Annotated in this window: 17 protein-coding genes and 1 pseudogene; 12 read left to right on the top strand and 6 right to left on the bottom strand. The window is 62.6% G+C overall.

Annotation, left to right across the window (positions count from 1 at the left end; translation table 11 throughout):
- Positions 1 to 84 precede the first annotated feature (84 nt).
- From ACYU7H_RS01585 to ACYU7H_RS01535, 11 genes and pseudogenes are all read left to right on the top strand, one after another.
- A complete protein-coding gene (locus ACYU7H_RS01585; RefSeq protein ID WP_460811937.1) occupies positions 85 to 2,169 on the top strand; it encodes an AAA family ATPase in 2,085 nt (694 codons plus the stop codon).
- Positions 2,166 to 3,323 (top strand): hypothetical protein, encoded by a 1,158-nt coding sequence (locus tag ACYU7H_RS01580; RefSeq protein WP_460811935.1) that lies wholly within the window; start codon positions 2,166 to 2,168, stop codon positions 3,321 to 3,323. The genes ACYU7H_RS01585 and ACYU7H_RS01580 overlap by 4 nt, the downstream gene beginning before the upstream one ends.
- Positions 3,324 to 3,390: 67 nt before the next feature.
- Positions 3,391 to 4,056 (top strand): Nmad2 family putative nucleotide modification protein, encoded by a 666-nt coding sequence (locus ACYU7H_RS01575; protein WP_460811934.1) that lies wholly within the window; start codon positions 3,391 to 3,393, stop codon positions 4,054 to 4,056.
- Positions 4,044 to 4,808 carry an Nmad3 family putative nucleotide modification protein gene (locus ACYU7H_RS01570; RefSeq protein ID WP_460811933.1) on the top strand — a complete coding sequence of 255 codons (765 nt, stop codon included), beginning with the start codon at positions 4,044 to 4,046 and terminating at the stop codon, positions 4,806 to 4,808. Before ACYU7H_RS01575 ends, ACYU7H_RS01570 begins: the two co-directional genes overlap by 13 nt.
- A gap of 641 nt (positions 4,809 to 5,449) precedes the next feature.
- Complete coding sequence (locus ACYU7H_RS01565; protein ID WP_460811931.1) at positions 5,450 to 5,842, top strand: hypothetical protein; 393 nt, start codon at positions 5,450 to 5,452, stop codon at positions 5,840 to 5,842.
- A 181-nt stretch (positions 5,843 to 6,023) separates the two neighbouring features.
- Positions 6,024 to 7,355 (top strand): hypothetical protein, encoded by a 1,332-nt coding sequence (locus ACYU7H_RS01560; protein ID WP_460811930.1) that lies wholly within the window; start codon positions 6,024 to 6,026, stop codon positions 7,353 to 7,355.
- Positions 7,343 to 7,750, top strand: a pseudogene (locus tag ACYU7H_RS01555) (nuclease-related domain-containing protein); the annotation flags it as partial. The gene ACYU7H_RS01560 and the pseudogene ACYU7H_RS01555, both read left to right, overlap by 13 nt.
- A 234-nt stretch (positions 7,751 to 7,984) precedes the next feature.
- A complete protein-coding gene (locus ACYU7H_RS01550) occupies positions 7,985 to 9,127 on the top strand; it encodes a DNA/RNA helicase domain-containing protein (protein ID WP_460813025.1) in 1,143 nt (380 codons plus the stop codon).
- A gap of 30 nt (positions 9,128 to 9,157) precedes the next feature.
- On the top strand, positions 9,158 to 12,922 hold the full coding sequence (locus ACYU7H_RS01545; RefSeq protein WP_460811928.1) for a helicase-related protein: 3,765 nt from the start codon (positions 9,158 to 9,160) through the stop codon (positions 12,920 to 12,922).
- A gap of 313 nt (positions 12,923 to 13,235) precedes the next feature.
- Positions 13,236 to 15,077 carry a DrmB family protein gene (drmB, locus tag ACYU7H_RS01540; RefSeq protein WP_460811927.1) on the top strand — a complete coding sequence of 614 codons (1,842 nt, stop codon included), beginning with the start codon at positions 13,236 to 13,238 and terminating at the stop codon, positions 15,075 to 15,077.
- A gap of 180 nt (positions 15,078 to 15,257) precedes the next feature.
- Positions 15,258 to 16,781: a DNA cytosine methyltransferase gene (locus ACYU7H_RS01535; protein WP_460811925.1), complete on the top strand. Its 1,524-nt coding sequence runs from the start codon at positions 15,258 to 15,260 to the stop codon at positions 16,779 to 16,781.
- Position 16,782: 1 nt separating this feature from the next.
- On the opposite strand, the gene ACYU7H_RS01530 is transcribed toward ACYU7H_RS01535, so the two are convergent.
- Together ACYU7H_RS01530 and ACYU7H_RS01525 are read right to left on the bottom strand one after the other, a co-directional pair.
- Complete coding sequence (locus tag ACYU7H_RS01530) at positions 16,783 to 17,187, bottom strand: very short patch repair endonuclease (RefSeq protein ID WP_460813024.1); 405 nt, start codon at positions 17,185 to 17,187, stop codon at positions 16,783 to 16,785.
- 31 nt (positions 17,188 to 17,218) lie between these two features.
- Entirely contained in the window at positions 17,219 to 17,566 is a 348-nt protein-coding gene (locus ACYU7H_RS01525; protein ID WP_460811924.1) for a hypothetical protein, read from the bottom strand.
- Positions 17,567 to 17,947: 381 nt separating this feature from the next.
- Here ACYU7H_RS01525 and ACYU7H_RS01520 point away from each other — a divergent pair, with 381 nt between their 5' ends.
- Positions 17,948 to 18,898 carry a helix-turn-helix domain-containing protein gene (locus ACYU7H_RS01520; protein ID WP_460811922.1) on the top strand — a complete coding sequence of 317 codons (951 nt, stop codon included), beginning with the start codon at positions 17,948 to 17,950 and terminating at the stop codon, positions 18,896 to 18,898.
- 467 nt (positions 18,899 to 19,365) lie between these two features.
- On the opposite strand, the gene ACYU7H_RS01515 is transcribed toward ACYU7H_RS01520, so the two are convergent.
- The 4 genes from ACYU7H_RS01515 to ACYU7H_RS01500 form a co-directional block, all read right to left on the bottom strand.
- Entirely contained in the window at positions 19,366 to 22,143 is a 2,778-nt protein-coding gene (locus ACYU7H_RS01515) for a S8 family serine peptidase (RefSeq protein WP_460811921.1), read from the bottom strand.
- Between the two features lie 198 nt (positions 22,144 to 22,341).
- On the bottom strand, positions 22,342 to 23,796 hold the full coding sequence (locus ACYU7H_RS01510; protein WP_460811920.1) for a DUF2254 domain-containing protein: 1,455 nt from the start codon (positions 23,794 to 23,796) through the stop codon (positions 22,342 to 22,344).
- Positions 23,797 to 23,842: 46 nt separating this feature from the next.
- The gene (locus ACYU7H_RS01505; RefSeq protein ID WP_460811918.1) at positions 23,843 to 24,310 is read right to left on the bottom strand and encodes a GNAT family N-acetyltransferase; all 468 of its coding nucleotides are present in this window, start codon (positions 24,308 to 24,310) and stop codon (positions 23,843 to 23,845) included.
- A gap of 20 nt (positions 24,311 to 24,330) precedes the next feature.
- Positions 24,331 to 24,714, bottom strand: coding sequence for a VOC family protein (locus ACYU7H_RS01500; protein ID WP_460811916.1), 384 nt, complete (start codon positions 24,712 to 24,714; stop codon positions 24,331 to 24,333).
- Positions 24,715 to 24,747: the final 33 nt, after the last annotated feature.

Here is a 24,747-nt window from a genome sequence, read left to right as displayed (position 1 = left end):
AACCCCCGCAGCGTCGTCGAGGGTGCGACTTATCCTGTCGCAGGCCTGCGGATCATGGAAGCCCGTCATCGATCCGGAGCAACCATGCCGCGGCCCGCCAACCTGCCCTCGTGTCCTGCCGACGCCCGTCGCCAGGCTGCCCGGTTTCGCGACCTGACCCGCCTGTGGCGGCTGCGCATGTTGCTGGATCTGGGGGCCCTGGCGGCCTGCGACTACGGTGACGCATGCCCGACCAGCCGCCAGCTTAGGCGGCTCCTTCGGGATGACGTCCGCTGGACCGGGGACCTCGAACTCGATCAGGTATCGACGGGGCTCGAGCTCCTGCGCCAAGCCTTGGAGGCCCGAGCCGGCCAGTTGCGGCTGCCCGATCCCCTGCACGGCAACCTGCGTCGCCTGCAGCAAGCCTTCTCGATCGGCACCGTCGAAGCTCGAGTGCTTGGACTCGCGGTTGTGCTGATGGCCGATGAGTCGTTCCGGGCGCTGGCGAAGGTCACGGCGGATTCCTGCGATACCACAAGGCAGCTTGCCGTGGTGCTGGGGGCCAGCGAGCTCCGGGTGGCAGAGGCCCGGGCGGCCGGCAGTCGTCTGCGTCGCACCGGACTTCTCACGGTGACCACGGGGGGCGGGGTCGCGGATAACCTCGAACTGTGCCGTGGCGGCCTTCGTTGGCTCGCACGTCGTCCCATGCGGCAGGCCACCGACCTGTTCGCCCGGGTGATCACGACTGCACCTGCGCCGTCGCTCTCGCTGGAGGCTTACGGTCACGTCACTCCGGCTGTCCGCGCGATCGGCTCACTTCTTCGCGAGGCCCTGGCCACGGGGCGCAAGGGCGTGAACATTCTTCTGCACGGACCTCCGGGGACGGGAAAGACCGAACTTGCCCGCGTGCTCTCGGCTGCAGTCGGGGCCTCCCTCTATGAGGTGGCCAGTTGCGGTCATGACGCGGACACGCTGACGCCCGGCCAGCGCCTGGGTGCAACCGCGACCGCCCAGTTCCTGCTGTCGAATCGGAAGGCAGTCGTCTGTTTCGACGAGGTGGATGCGCTGTTCGAGTACGGCTCGATTCCCACGGGCGGTGCGTCGACGGCGGATCATCTGAAGGCATGGGTGAACTCCATGCTCGAGTCCAACGGCGCTCCGACAGTCTGGATCGCCAACCAGGTCGGTCCGATGGATCCTGCCTTCCTCCGGCGCTTCGACGTGATTGCCGAGGTGGACATCCCGCCGCAGGCGGCCCGGGAAAAGCTGTTGGTCGACGTCTGCGGCGACCGACTTCCCCACGCTGCCATCCAGCAATTGGCCAAGGTCGAGCGGGTGGCACCCGCCAGCCTTGTGCGCGCGGTGTCGGTGGCCGAGCGGATGTCGTCGGAAGGGCACATCGGCATGGTGGCGGCTGTCGAGGCCAGCGTATCGTCATTGCTGAACGCGCAGGGGGACCGTGGCATCGTTTCCGGCTCGCTGGCCAACCCCGCCAGTGCGTTCGACCCGGCGTTCTGCAACGCCAGCGTCGATCTTGCCGAGCTCGCCGAAGGGGTAGGGCAGGTCACCGGCGCCCGCATCTGTCTCCATGGTCCACCGGGGACCGGGAAGACCGCGTTCGGCGAATGGCTCGCGGGCCGCGCCGGCCGACCCCACCTGCTGCGACGCGTGTCCGACCTCCAGTCCCATTGGGTCGGGCAGATGGAGAAGAACCTTGCGCGGACCTTCAAGGAGGCCGAGCAGGCCGGCGCCGTGCTGCAAATCGACGAGGTCGACAGCTTCCTGCGCGACCGTCGACGCGCCGACCACGGCTGGGAGGTCTCGCAGGTCAACGAGTTCCTGCTGCAGCTCGAAAGCTTCCGTGGCGTGTTCATTGCCAGCACGAACCTCATGGACGGACTGGATCCCGCAGCGTTGCGCAGGTTCGACTACCGGGTGCGGTTGGCACCGCTGCATGCGGAGCAGGCCGCGGCGCTTGTGGCGCGCTGCCTCCAGGAGCTGGGCATAGCGCACGGTCCGGAAGACCTCTCGCGGGCGAAGCGGATTGAGATGGTCGTACCCGGGGATTGCGCGGTGCTTCTCAGGCGCCATCGGGTCGTCCCCTTCCGCCGAGCTGGCGACTTCATCGAGGCCCTGCACGAGGAGGTGTCGGGTCGCGTCCGAACCGCCCGGATCGGATTCCTGCCATGACCAGCCGATGGGTGGACCGGCGGCCGATCGCGACCCGGCATTCGGGCTATCCGGCGTGGGTCCTGCGCCGGCTCGATGGGCTCGACCGGGCGTTCATTGACGGCGACGGACTGAAACATCCCGAGGTGACGCGCCGAGCTTACTCACGAATGGGTGGGGGCTCGGGCTGCCAGATTCTCCCTCACCATCTGGACTGGATCGCCAGGTCAATGCTTGTCGCGGGGCCGCATGCGCCGCGGCCTCCCACGGTGCAGCTTCCGGGGCTCGTCGAGGCCCTGAACTGCTTCCAGCAACTGCATCCGCTGCTCGAGACCTGGCTGACCGACCTTGCAGCGGCTCACTTGCGTCGGCACGGGTGGGACAGCTTGTGCCGGCTGAATCTGGCGAACGACTACCTCGAAAAGCGAATCCTCCAGCGCTACTGGGACTGGCTGATCGGAGTCGTGTCGACGTACCGACCGTTCGAGTACACACTCAAGAGAAGCGAGGAGGAGCTCGCCAGCGCCCGCATCGTCAGGTCCCTCTTTCGGGATACGGGTCTGGCGGGGCTGTGCGAACGCGCAGCCAGGTGGATCCGCAGCCCCCCGGAAGTTCGGGCGCCGCTGGTCGAAACGGGGGTCGGTGCGTGGCTGCCGCTCCTGGATGACAAGTGCGGCGTGTTTGTTGACGGCGTCGCAGTCGCCTGCCTGCAAAACAGGACGTCCATCACATTTGCGGCCGCGGAGCTGGAGGTGGACCCCGGACGAATCTGGGAGGCTGTCCTTTCGCGGGTCTACTTAACGTTCTCTTTGTGGGATTCCGAAGCCGCGCTTGGCGCCTTGGCGAATCTCGTGTTCGTCGAACGGCACGGCTGGCACGTGGCGGAGCTCAAGGGGAAGAGGGGGGCGAAGATTTTGCAGGGAAGCAGACTTTGGTACGTGGCAAGGCGCCTGTGCGAAGTGCTCGATGAGACTGGCGAGAGTCACCCTCTGGCAGCAGAGTATGTGTCCGGCGACTCGGAGGCCGCGCGATGGCGTAGGGTCGGGCGTCATTTGGCGGAACCCGACAAGATGGGGATGCATGTGGCGGGCGTTGGAAACGACGCATCCTGCGTGTTGAGGACCGAGTGGCGGCGGGTGATGCGCGGCTATAGCGCGACCGCGCCAGGTCGGTGAGCGCGCAAGGTTGCGTTGCGGCACGCGAATCGAGTGGCTATCTGGAAATTGAAGTTGGGGGGGTTAAGTGAATTCGCGAGAGCTTCAGGAGTGTGTCCGCTCCGGTGACATCTACGTCTACAAGCTGACTTCCGACAATGGCGGGGCCCCATGCATCCACAAAGACAAACTCTCGCTGGCCATCTGCAAGCCGAAGATCCGCACGAGCGCCCAGACCGGTGACTGGATCCTTGGCTTTGGCGGCAAGAGCGTCGCGGAGCTGAAGAACAAGCTCATCTACATCGCCCGTGTGTCGAGCGTCATCAAAGACGGAGAGTACTACCGCGACGAGCGCTATGCAGATCGTCCCGATTGCATCTATGAAGAGCGAGCCGGACGCTTCGCCTACCGTCATGGGAAGAAGTTCCACTCGGAGGAGGATATAGCCCACGATATTGGCGAAGCACCGGAATACGACCGCGCCGTGACCCTGTTGAGCGATACGTTCGTCTATCTCGGAGGAGAGGCTGACGAGTCTTCGATTGCCGCGGTGCGAGACATCTATGAGAGCCTCCCGCGCGACTATCGGAAAAACCACGATCCCCAGGTGCGGGAACGCCTCGAGAGCTACATCGTTGCCATGCTCCTGGCAGGCGATGGGGGTTCTTCTGCGCAGCCCACACATCAGGACACGAAGCGCAAGTGCGGCGGCGAAGAAGACGAGCTGCTGATCGTGTCTACATGCAGCCGATGACTGCCCTTCCCGAACCGGCTAGGGCAATTCTGGTTCGTGTTGGCGCAGACCAGAGCTTCGGAAAGTGGAACGGGCCGTGCAACCCAAGAACCGGCGACTTCGTGTATGTGCCGATTCCTCAGAATCGAGCAAATGCACCGGGCATGGCGCGTGACTATTCCATCGTGACTCCGGCGTTGCAGGCCTTCTCGGCCAGCAATAATGTCCAGTGCGAGCTGCCTGCGCACCTGACTGGCCAGCGGATGCACCTTGATCCCGACTTCGAGCATCTGACGTACGGCGATACGCAGACTCGTGGAAAAAAGCTCCTCGAGTTCCGTAGGAACGATTGGGTGGTGTTCTATGCGGGCCTGCGACCTTCAGACGGGCAGGCCGGCTTGGTCTATGCCCTCATTGGCTTGCTCGTGGTCGAAGGTGTTCGGCGCGTTCGGGATATTCCCTCTTCCGAGCATGACTGGAACGCCCACACTCGACTTGCGGAGAGAACCGAAACAGATGTGGTTGTGACTGGTCGCAAGGATCTTTCGGGTCGCTTCACACGATTTTTGGAGATCGGTGAGTTCAGAAGTGGTGCCTACCGCGTGCGGCGCGATCTTTTGGATGCTTGGGGAGGGCTCAGCGTCAATGACGGATGGATTCAGAGAAGCGCCAATCCGCCGATGTTCCGGAATCCTGGGCTTTTCGCGATTTGGCTCAAGACGATGTCCCCCTCGCTGATCGCAGCGAACAACTTCGCCTCCCTCTCCCTGTGATGTCGGCACCGTTCGTGACTGGCGCGGGTATTGGGGGTCCAGTGGCCCCTGGCCACGTTTCGAACGTCAGGGAGTCAAGTCGAAAGGCTTTCGGCGGAGCCAAGCTATCGCCAGCTTTATGTTTGAAGGACTGCGGTTCTTGGACGATGTTCGAGGCGAGTGATGAATCCGCTTCGGAGTTCGAGGTTCCAATGTGGGCGGATGGCTTGGCAAACGTCGGTCACTGGGTTGTCAGTGCCGCGACCGCTGGGCAGTTTCATCGGTTGGTTCTAATAGTGCCAGCACGGCAATCCGCGAGCGTTTGGCTCGCCTTGGGCTCATTGTTCGCGAGTCTTCAAGCTTCGCATCCCAAGGACGTCGTCCCGGGCGACACAGTCTGGTTTCCGCCCGTGCGCAACAGGACCAGATTCACGAAAGGTACGGTCTTGGATCCGGCACAGGATCCGGATGGCCTATATCGAATCAAGACAACCTGCGGAAAGAAGCCGTCTTGTATCGAGTCGCGGAGGAGGAACGACTTCTTTGCTCTAGAGGGTGCACCAGGACTGGAGTCTGCAAGGTGCGCTGAGAAAACCTCGCAGCTCGCAGCACGGCTCGGCGTCTCCTGTCGCCCTGAGCAATGCCTCAGGCTGGAGAACGCAGTGCAAATTGCAGGTCGCGAAGCTCAGTTCATGTCATCTGCCGAGAGATTTCGCGTTGCCGGTGCTTCCTTGGCGCAGTTGCTCATGTTCAATGTGGGCGCAGGGTTTGCGGTGTGCAGGCATCTTGGCGAACGTCATGCAGTTGCAGACGAGCAGGCAAAAGTAGTGATCGTCGACGGCCCGAATGCACTCGGTGTCCTTGAGGAGGAGTCATTCCGGACGGCAGAAACACCTGCGATCGTTTTGTTGACGCCGGATGAATGGTTGTCCGGACAGCCGGACTCCAACAGGATCGTGAATGCTCTGGGCGATTGGGGTTGCCAGTGTGAAGATTGGCCGGACCCAGAGATAGCGATTCCAGGTTTGGGTGGTCTGAACTTCCGGCTTGGATGAGTGGGGCAGAGCAACGATGGAATTGGAGGCGAGGATATGGACACAGGCAGGAAGCTGCTCAGCGCACTTTCATTGCATTCACGATGCACGGATATCTGCGGTCGACAGTGTGCTGCGGAGCGCAATTGTCAGGGCCGGCGAACGAGGAGAGCCAACGAGCAAGCTTTGGCAGCTGCGTCTGATGCTTCTGCAGAGTCTGCAGCCTTTCAACCTCATTGATTCCGTGCGCGAGGACCTCCTCTTGGAGGCCTCGGAGACTCCTGAACTTGGACGCGTCTTGACTGAGATTGAGAAAGTCTTTTCAGATGAAGGTCCCAATGAGAAAGCTGAGTTCCTCGACTCTCTCTACTGTGCCTACGACGGTGATATCCATGTCTGGAACAGACCGTGGAATGAGTCTCCGCCCGGATGGCCACTCGATGCGAACCAACGGTTTGAGAGCGAATACGGGTCAAGAGTCAGGATTATCGGTGGAATTCGTGAGATCCCGGAGGTGGGTGACTCGTTGGTCTTGGTCTCGCCGCTGCATTCGAAGCGCTTTCCGTTCGCGAGTGCCGTGAAGCTCCTCCGTCAGGGTCGCTGGAAATGCGTGCACGTGCTGCGGTATGGAGTCGCTATCGAGAGCGATGACTTCACCAGGGAAGCGCTGTCGCCAATGTTCAAAGAGAGGTCTTGGCGCGTGACGTGGGAGACGCACGACCACATCATTGGCTCGGTGGCCGATTTAGTTGAGGAGGGACAGGACAGGAATCAGGATATTCCGTTCATCGCAGATGATCTGTTTTCTCCGTCAGATCGGACGGATGAAAGTGCCGGCGAACCAGTGTCGGCGTGTGTCGTACGATTTCAGTCCGGCGAGTACGTCGCGCTAAGTGTTGGCGATGATGTGAGGCTGCTGAATGGCCAGCGAAAGCGCGTTCCTGTTCTGGATCTCCAAAGCGGTGACTTGATCCCGGTCAACGTTGACGATCCCGATCGAGAGCTCCTCGAGAGCGGGGCTCAGCAACGACTTGGCATCGAGCGCGTCGAATCCGTAAAAAAGCGAATGAGAGCTTGGAAGCAGATCGTTCGCACATGCCTCAACCATTGCGGCGATGCCAAGTTCAAGGCTGCCTTCGATGAACGAGGCAAGGATACGTGGAGGCAAGACGCTTGGACCGGCGAGCTGCCCTGGGCGCCCGCGAAGCGAGCGGATTTCAGAGCGCTGATTCTTGCGGCACGGGATCTGGGATTCTTTCGGGCCGAAGAGGATATCGAAGTCTTCATTCAGCACTGCTGGAGTGACGTACAGTCCCTTCGCAGCGCGCATCGTTCGGCGGGTCGCGATCTCGTTCATCGTCTCGATGACGAGCTTGAAGCGGATATCGCCAGTGGAGTTCAATGGGAGGCAGGGAATGTCGTAGGGGAGGAACATGGCGGTCGCAAGTACGTCGTCCTCGAGGTCATGAGCGTAGGAGAGGCCGGAAAGCTTTATCCAAGTCAACTCCAGAGGCTAAAGAATTGGCAAGGTTGATACCAGAGCATGCAATAAAGCCCAAGCGAACACCGTTGTCCGAGTGGGAAATTGTTTGCGGCCTGCGGGAGGATCGTGGCGCCTCGAAGACATGGTACGTATTGCACTCGCTCGACATCCGTCGACACATCACGAAGATGGAGGGCGAGGCGGACTTTCTCGTGCTTGCACCCGGGCTCGGCATCATGGTCGTCGAGGTAAAGGGCTGCAACGTAAGTCGCAGGAACGGCATTTGGACGTATCACTACTCTCATCCACAGAACTGTAGCGAAGGGCCGTTCGAGCAGGCTAGATCCGCCATGCATTCCCTCAAGAGGTGGCTCGATAGTCGACCTAGGGATGAGATGGAGCGGCTAGGGATCGGGAACTCCTCACGCTGGCCTTGGCACAGCTGTGTGGTCTTCTCCTCGCTAGAAGAGCTGCGTGTAGCACCGGACCACTCCGCTGCGGAGTTGGAGTGGATGCCTTCAGAGGTCGTAACGCGATCCGAGATCTCGTCTCACGGAGTTGCCGAAGCGCTTGCTCGAGCGCTCAAAGCTCGTCGACGAGAGCTTGCGTCGATGAAACGAGACGGAAATCGCGGAGTTTCCTGGTTCGATGAAGAGCGCAGTAGACCCTCTCAGGAGGAGATGGAGGCGCTGGTCAATGTTCTTCGGCCCGACTTCCGTTGCGAAGGTGAAGCGTTGGCTAACGTCCAGCGTCTCGAGAAGATCATCTTTGATGCAACCGAGAAACAGGCGGCAACTGCCAGTTTGGTTCTTGAAATCAAAAGATTGGTATTGAAGGGGGCGGCAGGAACCGGGAAGACCTATATTGCGCTCCGACTCGCCAAATTCTTTGCAGAATCCGGCCTCAGGGTTGGCTTCTTGTGCTTCAACAGCCTGCTTGGTGCTTGGCTGAAGAAGGAGATGGGCGCCGCCATCGGCGAGCATGGCTACGTTGGCACGTTCTCGAAGCTGATGCTGGAACTCACCAATGAGCAAGTCCCCCCCGGAGCTGACAGCGAGTTCTGGCGCGATCTCACAAAGCGCGCCCTTACTCAGCTGATTGAAGCTGATGAGGGGTCAAAATTCGACGTGCTGGTAGTGGACGAGGCGCAAGACCTTCTTCAGTCCGACATGGTTGATGCCTTGGATCTGCTGCTGGAAGGAGGTCTCAAGGATGGGCGCTGGGTTTTTTCGGGCGACTTCTCCGGACAAGCGATTTTCGCTGCAGGGGCAACGGAAGAAAAACTGCTGGCCAGACTTGATCGAAAAGGCATCGCACAGGCAACTGTTACGCTCAGGGAAAATTGCAGGAACGCGCTCAGGATTACGGAGAATATCCAGATCCTGACCAATCCTTCAATCGGCTATTCCTCGTGCTTGGGCGCCGATTTTCCCGGTGAGTTCAAGCCTCACTTCGGGGCTGACAGTCCGGAAGCTCTTAGCAGAATCCTCGAGAAGGTGATCGTTGAACTTCGCAGGAAGTTTAAGCCGGAAGAGATTGTTGTCCTCTCGCGACTGAATGAATCCACGGCTTCGAGTCTCGCCACTTCGCAGCCGGGATTGAACCTGCGGGAATTGAAGGATGCTGTTCCGGAATACGGGTTTTCAGGCTACAGCACGGTGCATGCCTTCAAGGGCCTCGATGCCCCGGCCATCATCTTGACCGACGTGGCAAGCCTTGGCGATTCCCTGTTCTACACGGGCATTTCGAGAGGCCGTCAGGAGGTGCATGTCTTGCTTCCCGAGGGCATGAAGCAGGCCTATGCGGCGAAGATCGTTGGGTGAAGCGCTAAGTCATTAGGGGGGAACATGGGGTTGCAAGAGAACTTGGAGAGCCGCCTGTTGCTTCTGCGGGGCCTTCGCAGTGAGGTTGTTGGACCTGATCCCGTCGGCATCAGTCTCGAGACCCTTCCTGCCAGGCTGTCGAACGAAGAACTCTGGAAAGAGTTCGCAGCTGTGCGGCAGGGAAACGGCGAGGAGATTCTCACGAGGGATGGCCCGGTTAGACGCTATGGCGCAGGCGTCCTCTACCCAAGAGAAACGCTGGAATCGCCCGATGCAGATGACGCGGATGGACTGGGTGCGGGCCCAGCAGATGCCGACACGGCGAGGAACGCCCGGGATGATGACGTTCGCGCGCAGGCGCAGGCCCGCACGAGGAGGTTTGACGCCGAGTCAGACGACTTCGGGCTGACGGCAACTAACGGTTTTAAGCCTTCCGCGATGGGGCTGAGTTTCGTCGTTGATCTTGGAGCTCTTGAGGCAGCGCGGCAAAGGCTGAACATCATCGTCGCGAGTCGATTTCGAACCGGTCGTGACTCATTTGAACAGGAGAATTGCGGCTTTTACCGTCTGCACAAGGTGGCAATGACGGATGGATCACAAGCTCAGGCAGAGAGCCGTGATCGCTCATGGTGGCTTCGAGCCCCCTTTATCGCCCAGCACAAGGAACCCACACTTTCCCTCGGTGCCGACGATCTTGACGCCGGCCTTGGTCGACATGATGTGGCGGGAGTCGAGGGCTTTCCCGGGAAGATTTCAATCCGATGGCATGTGCGCCGTTGGCCAGAAGCTGCGCCGCAAGAGCGGCTAGTGACGATCACTCTGGTTAACGAATCTCGGATCGGAGAAGGTGCCGTCGATTCAATCTGCTTGTTCCAAAGCGGGCTGGTGATTGAGGCACCGCTTGGAGTCATCAAGAACTACCCGCGTACAACCTTGTCCGACCGAGAGGCATACGATCCGCTAGAGGATGAACGCGTAAATCGCGTGATTTATCGCCAGCGCACTGTGCGCAGCGTGGGACACGGCTGTGCCGTGGACTGGCTGGACACCTCCGACGGTACGAAGTTGTGGACGGACGTCATGCCGGCATGGGAGATGCATCCCATGGATTTCGATGTCATAGATCGCGAGGGGAGGCCGCTGCAGTTGCCGATGCGCTTGTTCTCCGAGATGGAGCGGTCGGACTCGATGGCGTTGGACCTGCTCGAGCGATTGGTGTCTGGCTATGAGAAATGGATATCGGATCTGAAGCCCGACAGCGTCGCAGAGTTGCAGGAAACTGCGGTTGCCATCGTTCAGCGATGCAAGAAGGTGGCAGATCGAATGCGGGACGGGCTGCAGCTGCTCCGCGGACGCGATGCAAACGTCCTAAAGGCGTTCGCGCTAGCCAACCGCGCGATGCTGATGGCGCAGCACCGCCGCTCCGGAGAGGCGCGATTGGCGCTCTATGCCAAGGGCCAGGTCAGCGCATCGGGCGCTCGTCTAAGAGGGAGGTCGGCAGCTTCTGATCCAGATCCTGTGGGGTGGAGCAGAGCATACGAGGCGCTTGATCTCGAATCTGAGGATGCAAGAGCCGCGGAACAAAGATTGGATCGCCCAGTTGGAATGTGGCGACCATTTCAGCTTGCCTTCCTTCTCATGTCATTGGATGGCGTTGTTCACGATGACAGTGATGATCGTCAAACGGTCGATCTGATCTGGTTCCCGACCGGCGGCGGCAAGACGGAAGCCTACTTGGGGCTGACGGCGTTTACTGTCTTCTACAACGCCCTCTCCGGTCGAGTGAGCAAGGCGGAAGGTGAGAACCGCGCTGTGTCGATCATGATGCGATACACGCTTCGACTCCTAACCGCACAGCAGTTTGAGCGTGCTGTGAAGCTCTTCTGCGCCATGGAGCTGCTCCGTGTCGATTCGCAGGACGCACTGGGCGATCTCCCCTTCACTGTTGGACTTTGGGTCGGCGGAAGCAACACACCAAATAGGATCGACAACAGGAGCAATGAGGCACCTGGTGCCAAGCAAAGCCTTGAGAATCTGAGGCGAGATCCCGCCGCTAGAAACCCATTTGTGCTGCTGCAGTGCCCATGGTGCTGCGCCCCCTTCGGACCTGACGAGCTCGGATTCGTTCGCGGCTATCGAATTTCGGGTAGTGGAACTGCTGCAACGTTCGAGTACGTCTGCCCCGATCGCAGTTGTGAATTTGGTCAAGGTCGGGGTCTTAGAATTCCAGCGCAAGTTGTTGACGAGAATCTCTACAGGTCGCCACCAACGCTACTGATTGGCACGGTCGACAAGTTCGCGATGCTGGCATGGATGCCGGAGACGCGAGCGTTCTTTGGTATAGATGCTGATGGAGCGCGGCACGCGGCTGGCCCCAGTCTGATCATTCAGGATGAGATGCATCTCATGACTGGACCGCTGGGGACGATGGTTGGGCTGTTTGAGACGTCGATCGACGCACTGTGTCGTTACAAGTCTGGCACCTCGCCCAAGGTCATTGCATCGACGGCCACTGCCGCTCGCGCGGGTGAGCAGATCCTTGGGTTGTATTCACGCAAGGACAGCATGGTGTTCCCGCCTCCAGGACTGGACGCATCTGATGCATTCTTCGCGCGCGAGGACTCAAGCAAGCCAGGCCGCCTCTATGTTGGTGTGCTTGCTCCCGGGCATGGCTCGATGCAGACAACTCAGCGAATCGTGTACGCCGCACTGGCCCAAGGTGCGGCCGATCTGGCGTCATCTGCATATGCCAACACACCAGGGGATCGCGTCGCCAAAACTAAGGAGGCCGCCGAAGTGGCAGATCCTTGGTGGACGCTCTTGGCGTACTACAACTCTCTCCGTGAACTTGGAGGTGCTCTGACACTCTTCGGGGCCGACATTCCGGATCAGCTTGGAGTCCTTCGAAAGCGAAGGGCGACGGAGCCGAGCAAGTCTCGCCGAGTGTACGTGGACGGTCGCGTCCTTGAGTTGACCAGCCGCTTGGATTCCGGCGAGGTGCCGCATGCGCTGCGCTCGCTCGAGAAGGGCGTGCACAACTTCGCGGCCGACAAGGATGGAGGATTCTCGGTATGGGCGGAGTCAGGCCCCCAAGACGCGTGTCTCGCATCCAACATTGTTGAGGTTGGTGTTGACGTTCCGCGCCTGTCCCTAATGGCGATTGTCGGCCAGCCGAAAACGACGGCCTCATACATCCAAGCTTCGAGTCGGGTCGGTCGGCGGGAAGACAGGCCTGGATTGGTCGTCATGCTCTATAGCAGCACTAAGCCTCGGGATCGGAGTCATTACGAGCGGTTCCGCGCGTATCACCAAGCGATCTATGCATGGGTTGAGCCCACCAGCGTGACACCGTTCAGCCCACCCGTCTTGGAGAGAGCATTGCATGCAGTCATGGTGTCGATGCTGAGGCAGCGAGTGCCGGCAAATTTCGGTCCCCAGCAAGTGATCGAGATGGATGAGGCGCTGGCGTGGGTGGAGATCGAGCTGCGAAAGAGGGCGGAGAGCGTTGCCAGGGATGACGAGGTGACTGCACTTGTCGAGAAACTCCGCCGACTGGTACGGGAGTGGCGCGCATACAATCCGCACGAGTGGGGAAAGATCGTGATTTCCGGCGCGCTCGGGGACAGCCCGATGCTGATGTTCCCGACGGGCAGGGAGAAGCCCGAGTCGTGGCGCCTCGCTGGCTGGGCCACCCCAACGTCGTTGCGGGCCGTTGATGCCACGTGCGATGCAGAAGTGTCGTCGTGGTACGCCGAGCAGTTGGCATTGACCGACGACTCCTTGGAGGCACACTGAGATGGCAGCGAAGTCCATCCGATCTTTAAGGCCCATACGATCGTCGCAGGCCGTCGCACCGTTTGGCGTCGGCGCGATGATGGACTTTCCGGGTCCAGAGTCCTTGATCCACGCGGGCCTCGATGCGTGGCCCGGCGCCGTGGTAAGAGACGAGACGAGGAGAATTCGGAATGAACGTCGCTTGGCCGAGAGCTTGGGCGTTGACTTCTTCCTGACCCCTCCGCCGTTCGACCTCAGCAACGCTTCCTCCACCAGACTGCCTTGGCTTCGGTTTCCCCGATGGCACTTTTGTCCGGTGTCTGGGTGTGGGTTGATGAAGGAAGCGAATCTCCACGACCCCCGAGCGCCGCGCTGCGATGCTCATGGCGCGGGCGCCAAGCAGCCTGCAATGTTGCAGATGCGATTTGTTGCCGCCTGCGCGAACGGGCACCTGCGGGATTTCCCATGGCTGGAGTGGCTCGCGGCAGGAGAGGAAGGTAGGGGGGTCGACAGCTTGCGGAGGGACCTGACGGAAGGGGCGCGCCTTAGGCAGGTGGCGACTGGCGAGTCGGGCGGTGCCGGGGTGCGAATCGAACTGGTGCGCCGGAGGGATGGCGATGCGGCCTGGAGCATCTTGGCGAAGAGAACACTCGCGGGGGCATTCGGCGGAGACCCGGCCAGCAGTGAACCCGATGCAACGCCGCTCTCTCGGATTGGCGTCAAGTGCTGCAGCGAGAATCCGGCGATTGCCATTTCGCCTGGCGACTCGGAGTGCAACAGCTGTGATGCACCTCTTCTAGTTCTGCTGCGGGGCGCAGGTAACCTTTACTTCGCGGACGTTGCGAGTGCGATCCATATCCCTGACAAGGTTCCCGGGAAGCTGTCCGATGAGCTTGTCGAACTGCTCGAGGATGATGCCTTTGTTCGAAGGCTCCTCAGAGAGGCGAGTCGCGCAAATGACGGACGGTTGGACTCTGAGTCCGCCGATGAAGCATTCCGTGACCTAAAGCCTTGGATTACGTTATCCGGGGATGAGCGCGCGTCCTTCGTTACCACTTTCAATGCGATCGAGCCGTTCCGGCAACTGGAGAGATCATTCAGCAAGCTCAAGGGCATTAATGATTCGGTCGGATTGGATGAGCAGACGCTTCTGTCGATTCTCGCTAGCATCACGCTCGACGGGCGCCCGCTGGCTGGGTGGCGCGTATTGCCTACAGGTCTTCTCGAGCGGGCGCTTGACCTGGTGAGTGGAGCCTGTGTGAATTCTGAGGCGGAGCCTGCGGACGACCAGCGCAGCCGAGAGTTCAAGGTCTTCAGCCAGTCTCAGGGAGAGGTCAAGGGGATGCCGAAAAGCATCCTAAAGATCAGAAGTCACCCGATCGCGAGTTACGGTGGAATCATAAGTAGCCACTTTGAACACATCTCTCTACTGGACACACTACGTGAAACGCGCGTACTCAAAGGGTATAGCCGACTGTATGCCCGAAGTCGGCAGCCACATGAGTACACGAAGCTACTGTGGCGCTCAGCGCCAGCCGCCGAAGGCACGCGTTGGCTCCCGGCGACAATGGTTTACGGTGAGGGGATCTTTCTGCGCTTTAGACAGGAGGCTCTCGAGCTTTGGGAGCGGGGGCATCTCGAACACCACGTGCGGCGTTTGGATGCAGTCACCAGAAGCATGGCCCAGTTGGCGCGGCGCCGCGGGATTGAGCCCGAATCCTCGCATCCGCGACGTGCGATGATTCATACGTTTGCCCATTTGCTGATAAACCAACTGATTTTCGACAGTGGCTATGGATCCTCCTCTCTCCGCGAAAGGATTTACTTCTCGGAAAGATCGGAGGGCAATTCGGGCATGGCGGGAATCCTGATCTACACAGCCGCAGGCGACTCCGAAGGGTCCATGGGCGGACTCGTGAGAATGGGTGAACCCGGTCGATTGGAGGGCGCCGTCGGCAGGGCACTCGAGAACGCGAAATGGTGTTCCTCGGATCCGGTCTGCATCGAGAGTGAAGGTCAAGGGCCGGACAGCTGCAATCTTGCGGCTTGTCACTCCTGTGGCCTTCTCCCTGAGACAAGCTGCGAGAACCAGAATCGCTTGCTGGATCGCGGGACCGTTGTCGGGACGCTGGGAGACCCGGATTGCGGATACTTCAGCAAGGCGTTCGAAGCGTGATGGGGCGGTTTCGCGGTCGCTCCAAGTTGCCCACGTTCTGCGGTGGCACGTGCAAGGTGCTGCGACGCAGTACATCCTTGACAACATCTAGTACCTGCACCGCCAACGAAAGTTGACAGTTGTCAGTTTCGTGCGATCCTGGCGGCTCGGTTGCTTGAGCCGGATGGACACGTTCGAGTAATGCAAATTCCAGTCGTCGACATTTTTGCCGGCCCAGGCGGTTTGGGTGAGGGGTTTTCCGGTTTCGTTGCGCCGAACCGATCTAGGCCTTTCCGTATCGCCATTTCCGCGGAAATGGAGCAGAATGCATGGAAGACGCTTCGCCTCAGAGCGTTCTTCCGGCAGTTTCCTTCGGGCCATGCACCAGCCAGCTATTACGACTATGTTTCCGGGCGCGGGCAGCAGCCCTTCACTGCCAAAACGAAGGAGAAATGGGTCGCCGCGAACAGGGAGGCCTGCCAGCTGAAACTGGGCGACGCCGCCGACGACCGCGTCCTGCGCGGACGCGTTGAGGCGCTTGTAAAGAAGGGGGATCCATGGGTCTTGATCGGAGGCCCGCCGTGCCAGGCATACTCACTGGTCGGCCGGGCCCGCAACCGAGGAATCGTCGGATACCGCCCAGAAGACGACGAGCGGTACGAGCTGTACCAGCACTATCGCAAGCTCGTCTCGAGATTCCGTCCTGCGGCCTTCGTGATGGAAAATGTAAAAGGCCTCCTTTCCGCTGAGGCCTTTGGGTTATCGGTATTCGAAGAGATCGCAGAGTCTCTACGGCGCCCGGGAGGCAGAAGCGGTCCTCGGTATGAGTTGGTGCCGCTCATCAAGCCGGCAGGAGAGGGCGATTCCGTCAACGATCCCCGCAACTTCATCCTGCGTGCGGAGGACTTGGGCGTGCCACAGGCGCGCCACCGCGTGATTCTAGTGGGAGTGCGCAGCGACGTGTATGTCGGAACGGCGCATTTCCTGGCCTCCAGTGCGAACCGGTGTTCAGTCGGCGATTTGATCAGCACCTTGCCGCCGTTGCGGAGCGGCTTGCGTGTAGAGAAGAAGGAACGCGTCGTCGAAGACTGGGCAGCTTTTGCGGGAGGCTTGCTCCGCGATACTGCAGATCTGGTACTTGAGGACACCGTGGTCGCAAGACGGTTGCGTGGGCTATCTGCTGAGGTATCCAAGTCGATTGACCGGGGGCGTGGCGAGCTGCGTCAAGCCCGCACGCGTGGTTGCGACAGGGTGCCCGATCATCTTGAGTCGTGGCTTCTCGACCGAAGGCTCGATTGCCTGCTCAATCACCAAACGCGGAGTCACCAATTCAGCGATCTTCAGCGCTATGCCTATGTTTCTACGTTCGGCGAAGTTCACGGGCGGTCGCCACGCGGGGCCTCGGAGTTCCCGGAAGCTCTGCATCCGGAGCACAAGAACTGGAAGAGTGGCAAATTTGTCGATCGATTCAAAGTGCAGCTAAAAGACGATCCTAGCTTGACGATAACGAGTCATCTCAAGAAGGACGGCCACTACTTCATCCATCCCGATCCGGCGCAGTTTCGAAGTCTGACGGTGCGCGAAGCTGCGCGCTTGCAGACGTTTCCTGACAATTACTTTTTCGAAGGCGCCCAAGGGTGGCAGTATGGCCAAGTCGGAAATGCGGTGCCGCCGTGGATGGCTCGTCAGATCGCGGGGGTGGTTTACGCCTACTTGAGAACGTAGCTCACGAGAAGAAAATCTCTACCGCGTCCCGATCCGAGCCGATGAAATCAACGAGCGATTTGAGTGCTGCAGTTCGATTCAGTTTCAGGGCGCATTCCCAAATCACTGCAGTCCGCCAGCCAAGCGTTCGAAGCTGTGATTCGGTCTCCCGGTCTCGTTTTTGGTTTGACGAGATCTTCTCGCTCCAAAATTCGGGCCGGGTCGCTGGTAGCTTCGCGTACCTGCAGCCATGGTGCCCATGCCAGAAGCAGCCGTGAACGAAAACTACCGCTTTGTGCTTTCGGAGGACGATGTCCGGCTTTCCCGGCATGCCCTTCGGTGAAACTCGATATCGGAACCCGAGGGCATGTAGGTGGTGACGTACCGTCAACTCCGGACGCGTGTCTCGCGAGCGAATCGTTGCCATCATTCGCGAACGAACTTCCGGCGTCACCCTGTCAGTCATGAGTATGCTTCGGCGTCGGCATGAAGTTCTTCAGAAGTAGAGGCCTGTCGGTATTCTCGTTGCGTGCATTGCATAGTTCATTGAGGCCTTGCCAAGCCATAACCATCGCCAAGGTGTCCAGCTCACAGTAGCGAAGCAGCTGCAATTTGAGCCGCTTCTGCGCTGCATGGTCGAGCAGGCCACTCATGAGCAGGCCGTAGGCGACCATGGCAGCGCCACCATCCGCGATCGTCGAGGCTTCATCCTCGAGCGCCTCCAATCCTGCAAGTTCAGGTTCATCAGTGCGTTCTCCCAACAGTAGGTAGGGGTCAATGACCTGACCTTGCGAGTCGGTTTGCACCCACGTTTGATCCTTGAAAAACTTGGTACGCCATCCGCACTTCCATAGGTCGGGTTGCCGTAGTGCGCTCTGAGTGTCTCCAAGGTCGCAAGAAGGGCGGGGAGGATCCTTTTAAGCGAGCTGCTCCCACAAGTTCCGGGTAAGAAGACCGAGCGATGGACAAGCCGCCCAAGGTCAAGAAGGCGACCGGGCGCGTCCTTGCTTCCTATCAGTTCGTCAATAAAGGCCGTCAACTCTAGCCCGTCATCAAGCGCGCCCTCTGGCATTGCGGCGATCTGCGCACGGACTTCCTTGAGGACGGTTCGCTCGTGATCCCACCAATGCAGGATGCTGCCGTGAGAGTGTAAAGTGCCGTCTAACATTAAGCCGGCGGCTTACATGGTGGCGACTACCGTCCTGACCAAGGATCGGGGTATTACCAGCGTCCGAGACGTGCGCGCGGCGATGCTGGATGCCGCAGCGCACCTAGCGCTCTTGGGGCCAGCGCTGCGGGTGTGTCTTGTGCTGACTTCGCGTGAGCTAAGTGAGGAGACCATCCGAGCTGAGTGGAACCGGATGCTGCCCGCCTTGGAAACCGGCATCAGGTTGCGGTTGACCCTCGAGGTGGTCGCGCCCGACGAAACGCCCGCGAGGGGCAAACGAATCCCGCTGGACTCGATCAACTCCGTCCACGAGGTACTTCGCCTCTTGGCTCGTGCGGCCCTTCACGACGACGGCCACACGCCGGTCACCAGGCTGGCGGAGCAATCCGGGCTCTCGCGCCCCACGATCTATGGCGTGCTTAAGACGCTGCGTGAAGCCGGGCTGCTGCACGACGGTAGGGGGCCCCAGCTTGACCTCGGCGCCCTATCGCCCGAACTGCTGGCCACCGTCCGAGGACGGGCAGGGGCGTTGCGGTTCACCTTTGCCCGGGGCGCGTGCCCCATGGATCCGAGCACCCTGGTTGCGCGGGCGGGCGAACTGCTGCACGCGAACCGCAGGGGCTGGGGCTCGGTCGCGCTGTCGGGATTCGCGGCGGCCATGCTGGACTTCCCCGCGCTGGACCTGGTGGGCATGCCGCGCCTAGATCTTGCGGTCCAAGTGCCGCGCGGAACGCGGGAGCTCACCCCAGCCTTCATCCACGCCCTTCACCCCGATCTGGAACTCGAGCCTCGGATCAACGAGCCGGCTGCGGTGGTCGTGCACGTGCTGCGCGGCGAGCCGCTGTTCCGAACGCGCACAGACGGCATCGCGCTGGCGCAGGTAGGTGATGTCCTGCTGTCCATCTTTGAAAGCAGCGCAGTCAGGTACGCGCACGACTACATCAAGTACTGCAGGCCAGCGCGCAAGTGACCAATGACTTCAGCTTCTGACAGAGTCATGTCCTGATGCGCGACCCCTTGCCCCTTGGACACATTTGATCGTAGTGTGTGCCCGAGGTTCGTCGGTCCGGCTGGATTCGGGCGCAAATGCCGAGCTAGAACGGCATGTCTCGGGCACAAATGTGCATCTGGAATCAGCCGTCGCATCAAGGGCTTAGCCGTTTTTCACCTAGTGAGACCGGTTGCTGTCCTTCAAAACCGAACTCCGATCCCCGCCTACGAACTTGGGGGTCGGAGGTTCGAATCCTTCCGGGCGCGCCATCGGACATCGAGAAGGGCCAACGGGCTGCAACCCGTTGGCCCTTCTTCGTTGCCAGATCCGGCGGCGCCCCTGCCTGCCGGACGAGGGGCGAGGGATCTTCCGGCGTGCAGCCCAAGGCGCGATCCCGGGTGCGATCCGCTGGAAGCCCGGCCCCTCATCGCCTTCATCAGGGTCGATCACTCCGGCGCGGCGGTCGCCCGGTCCGACCCGGATGACGCCACGCGCTTGAACGATCGCGGCATCCCGGTCAGTGCGGCCATGTACCCGGGCCGGAACTCCCAACGGCGGAGCTGCGGGTCGCGCCACCCGGCCGGATAGGTCGTCTGGTCGCGCAGCTGCTGATCCGACCGGCCCTCTCCGCCCGCGCCGGGCGGCGAACTGCTCGTGTCGTAGAAGACCGAGGCGAGCGTCGACGGCTTCGGGCGGGTGTGGGTTCCCGTGCACAGGAACGGGCCCTGGGGTGACGTGCGCACGCCATCCGCGATGACGCCGACGGCACCGCCGGTCGTCTTGCCGATGCTGTCGTAGCCAACCGATGCATAGCTGTCCCGGATGCGCGCGTCCCCGATTCGACCGGCGATGCCGCCCGCCTGTCCGTCGGAGTCGATGAAGCCCTCGGCAGTCGCCTGGTCGACCAGCGCACCGCACGTGACCTTGCCCGCGGCGCCGCCGGCGACCGCGCCGCGGACCACCGCCAGGGCATGGCCGCCGCTCCAGCTTCCTCGATCGGCGTGGCCGATGAGCCCGCCGGCAACGGGCGCTTCGACGGTCCCGTTGAAGTGAGCCTGCAGGATCGTTCCGAATCGCTCGCGCACCAGGGCACCCGTGTACCCCGAGATACCGCCGGCCGTTCCCTTGGACGCGACGAGGCCTTCGAAGAAGGGCCCCTGCAACTGTCCACCGAACTGCTCGCCCACGATCCCGCCCGCCACGCGGCCCGCGCGGATCACGCCTTCGGCCTCGACGCGACGCAGGCCGCCATCATCCATCCTCACCGCGAAGGCGCCGGCTGCATCCGACACGTCGATGTGGACCTGTCGCAACCGTAGCCGGTCGATGCTGGCGCGCCGTCCGTCCAGGTGCGCGAACAGGCCGCCGGTGGCCGCGCCAACGAACCGCATGCCGATGATGGCGTGGCCGTCCCCCCGGAAGCGCCCGGTGAACCGCAGCGGAGGCTCACCCGGCTTGCGCGGCTGGCCGCCGATGGGATAGCCACCGGCCGGACCCAGCAGGGACCAGTGGATGTCCTGCGCAAGGACGAAGCGCTTGGACAGATCCTCGTCGCGGATCGCCATCAGCTGGTGCGCGGTGCAGATTCGGAACGGCTCGCCCTCCTCGCCGTCCACACCGGGCTCGCGCCAGTTCGCGTAAGGATGGTTCCTCCATCGCTGGACCAGCTGGCCGCTGACCGGGTCGGTGATCCATGCGAGGCAATACGGCGACTGGTCATGGATGCTGACGCCGGCGGGCCGCTGGTGGAACAGCGACTGGTACGCGTTGAGGCGGCGACCCTCGTCGATCTTCATCGCCATGCCTTCGAGCCGGTCGGCAGCGCCGAGCACGCGCGCGAGGCGGTCCTCGTATGTCTCCTCCGGATACAGCGCCTTCGCCACTGCGAAGACCGCCGCCACCATGGGGGTGGCCATGGATGTGCCGCTCTTGAGGCAATACGTGCCGCCCCGGCAGGTCGACAGGATCTCCTCGCCGGGGGCCGCGATCGCGACGCCGGGTGCCGTCACGCGGACGCCGAAGTTGGAAGAGGGCAGGAGCGCATCGTCGGCGCCGGTGGCCGCGACGCAGACCACGTCGACAACCGCGCACGGAAACACGGGCGTCTTGGTGATGTCCTTCCCGACGCCGTCGGGAAGTCCGTTGCCGGCCGCCGCGACCTGGTGGATGCCGGCGAGCCGGTTCTCACGCAACTCGGCCTCGAGGATGGGCGAGCCCACGTCCGTCTCGAACGACATGTTGATCACGTCGACCCCCTGGTTGCGGGCATACGCGAGCGCTTCCAGGACGGCGAACAGCGGTGCCCGCGATTGGGCCCCTTTTCCAAGGACGCGCAACGGCATGATCTTCGCGATGGGCGCCAGCCCGAAGGCGACGAAGGAGCGGGAAGGATCCGGCGGGTTCGAGGCGATGATGCCCGCGACGTGGGTGCCGTGCCCCGTGAAGTCCGGCACCTGCCCCCAGTGGCTGAGGAAATCCCAGCCGTTCACGTCGTCGACGTAGCCGTTGCCGTCGTCGTCGATGCGGTTGCCGGGGATTTCCTTCGCGTTGGTCCACACCGACTCGCGCAGCGAGGGATGGCCGGTCTCCAGCCCCGAGTCCATGACGGCGACGACGAGTTGGTGCTTGATCCGGGTGTTGTGGACGAGCGCGACGAGCGCCTCGTAGCCATCCACGTCGGCATCCGGCACGCGGCCGAAGGCGCCGGGGAACGCACCGACGTTGCGGAGCGCCCACTGCGATTCCAGTCCGCGGCCGAGCAGGTCCTGGTTTGACGAGGCCCGGAAGGTGAAGTTCGGCTCGAAGGCGAATCCGTCCGGCAGGTGCGGTCGGAGGCGCTCCAGGATCGCACCTGGCGCATGCGGCGTGGCGCCGTCGATGCGCAGGAGGAACAGGTGCTCGCCCGGGATTTCGCCAGCCACGCGCAGGCGCAGCCCGCTCGCCCGGATCGCGTCCTGGATGACCGTCCGGGGATCGTGCAGCGATTCGGGAGCCGCGACGATCAGTTCATTCGCGTGGATGCGCGTGGTCGACGCACGGCCATCGACCCGCTCGTAGGTGAGCAGCGGCAGTCGCGTGTCTTCGTCGGTGGACACCGAGGCACGCATCGTCGTGCCCGGGACCAGCGAGGGGCCCACGTGCCGCAGCCCCGGGCCGGACGTGGTTGCACCAATGGCGGCCGTGGCCAGGACAACGCCGACCAGCACGATCGTGATCGCCTTCATTCATCCCCCTGATGACGTGGATGGACCCCTGTCGGCAGGCATGCCCCGGCGGTTCCCCGGTTCCGTGGCGAGCCGACTCCAGAGCCAGATGGCCGTCCCCGCCACCACGCCTTGCCGCCCGCCACTGCGGCCGATCATCGCGGGCCGTCGAACCCCGTGCAAGGACACGCGCTGTGCGCATGGCGCCGTCAGCGCACGTCAACATCCTTCAAGAAGGCGACGGGGCGGCGGATCGGTGCCGTGGAGTCGACCGGCGCCAGTCAGTCGATGTCGGTGCCGGGCGTGAAGGCCGTCGGGCGAACGCGACGGTCGGCGCGGACCGGTCGCCCGCGTCGCCACCCCGTGGTGGCCGACCTGCGTGACCGCATCCCCCGGCCGGCCGGGACGGGTCATCGATAGGGGGGCGGTGCCATCGCCGCGGCGTGCGCCTCGCGGACCCGCGCCAGGTCGGGCGGGAACCGGAGTTCCCGTTCGGCCCGCGCGAGCGCGAGGACGGCCTGCGCCTTCGCCGCCTCGGCCAGGTCGGGCGTGCCCTGGCGGACCAGCATCCCCAGCATCTTCTGCACCCACATGTTGACCTCGACCGACCTTGGCGACGGCCGCGAAACAGTCCTCCATCAGGTCGCGTGGCGACAGCGGGCTGGCGTAGACGCGGTCGAAGTCGGGCGTGCGCGCCTGTTCCGCGTCACGTGGCCGGTTCCACTCGCGCAACAGGCGCGACATGCGCACCACGATGTCGATCGCGGTGCCCGGGTCGTTCACCGCCGGCGAGAGCGCCCGCGACGCGATCTCCGACATCACCACCAGGCCGAAGCGCGGGTCGAGCGCGTAGTTGCGACGCGCGCCGAACACGAACGCGTCGAGAAGTTCCCCGATGTCCGGTAGCGGCTCCGAGGAACGCCGCTTCACCGTGAGCAACGGCCGGTCGGTGCTCACCAGCGCCCCCGGTGGGGACCGCAGGTGCACGGTCGCCTCGTACTTCTCGCCCCAGTGCTGCAGCGCCCGCACGTCGACGTGCTGCACGAAGCCGATGTCGTTGCCGTAGAGGTGCAGGCCGCCACGCGGCGGGTCCGGATCCGGCCTCGCCCCGAGCGGCGCCTCCGGTGGCCATTGGGCGAAGGCCTCGCGGGTGGCGCGCTCCACCCGGTCGATCGTGTTCTCCAGCCGCCCCAGCCGCGCGATGTTGTCGACCCAGCGCACGAAGGTGAAGACGACCCACGCGAAGATGGCCAGCGTGAACAGGAACAGCGCGAACCGGCCCGCGATCGCGAAGTACTCGATCTTGATCGCGACGATGCCCACGATGCTGAAGATGAAGGCGCCGATGAAGCTGGACAGCGCCGTCTGCGAGAAGCTGTCCGACACCACCAGGACGAACGCGCGCGGCGTGGCGCGCCCGCTGGCCGATGCATACGCCGAGACCATCGAGGCCACCGCGAACGTCGCCACGCCCAGCATGCTGGCGGAGATCACGGTGAGCAGCTTCTCGACCGTTTCCGCGCTGACGTTCGGGACCACCTGCGACAGCGGCAGCCAGTCGGCCAGGGCGGCGACGAAGACCACGGCCACGCCCACCAGCGCGTAGCCGAGTGGCTTGATCCACAGCTTCTCCTGGAGCCTGCGCAGCGAGAACTTGAGCCTGCTGAGGATCATGGCCCGCTCCCTGCGGCGGCCGCGCCCGTGGCGACGATCGCGCAGCTTAGTCCCCGGGGCCGAGGGTGCGTGTCATGAATCGGCTGTGCGGGTCCTCGCCATACGGCCCGAACGGGCCGCAGGAGGAAAAGCCCGCGCTTTCGTAGAGGCGATGCGCCGGCTTGAACGCCTCGGCGGTGCCGGTCTCCAGGCTCAGGCGCGCGTAGCCCCGGCGGCGCGCCTCGTCGAGGATGTGGTCGAGGATGCGCCGTCCGGCACCCTGGCGCCTGCGCCCGGCGGGGGTCCGCATCGACTTGATCTCGCCATGGTCGCGCGCCAGCTCCTTCAGCGCGCCGCAGCCGGCCAGCCCGTCTTCGTCCCATGCGGTCCAGAACGTCATGCCGGGGCCCCTCAGCCCGTCGAGGTCGAGGGCATGCACGCTTTCGGCGGGGGAGAGGGCGAGCATGCCCTGCAGGTGCTCGGCGAGGAGGGCGTGGACTTCGGGGCGGGTGAGGTCGTCGACTTCGATGCGCATGGCTGGGGACGGGCAGGGCGTCAGGCGGGGCGGGGGACGTGCTGGTCGAGCATGACGACGTTGCCGTCGGGGTCGGACAGGACCAGGTGCGCCGGGCCGGTGCCCTCGGCGTCAGCGCGGGTGGTGATCTCGACCCCCGCGGCGTCGAGCGCGGCCTGGATCTCGCGCACGTCGGTGAAGCGCGGCACGGCGTTCGCGCCCTGGTCCCAGCCCGGATTGAAGGTGAGGATGTTCTTCTCGAACATGCCCTGGAACAGGCCGATCACGGTCGTCCCGTTCCTCAGGATCAGCCAGCCCTGCGCGGCATCGCCGCCCATCGCGGTGAAGCCGAGCTTCTCGTAGAAGTCGCGCGAAGCCTGCAGGTCCTTGACCGCGAGGCTGACGGAGAAGGCACCGAGTTCCATGGGGCAGCTCCTGGCCGGGCGGCCGTCGAGCAT

The organism is Luteimonas pelagia, assembly GCF_054776035.1.
Note: the sequence above shows the minus strand (reverse complement) of the source record. Positions and strands in the feature narration are given on the sequence as shown.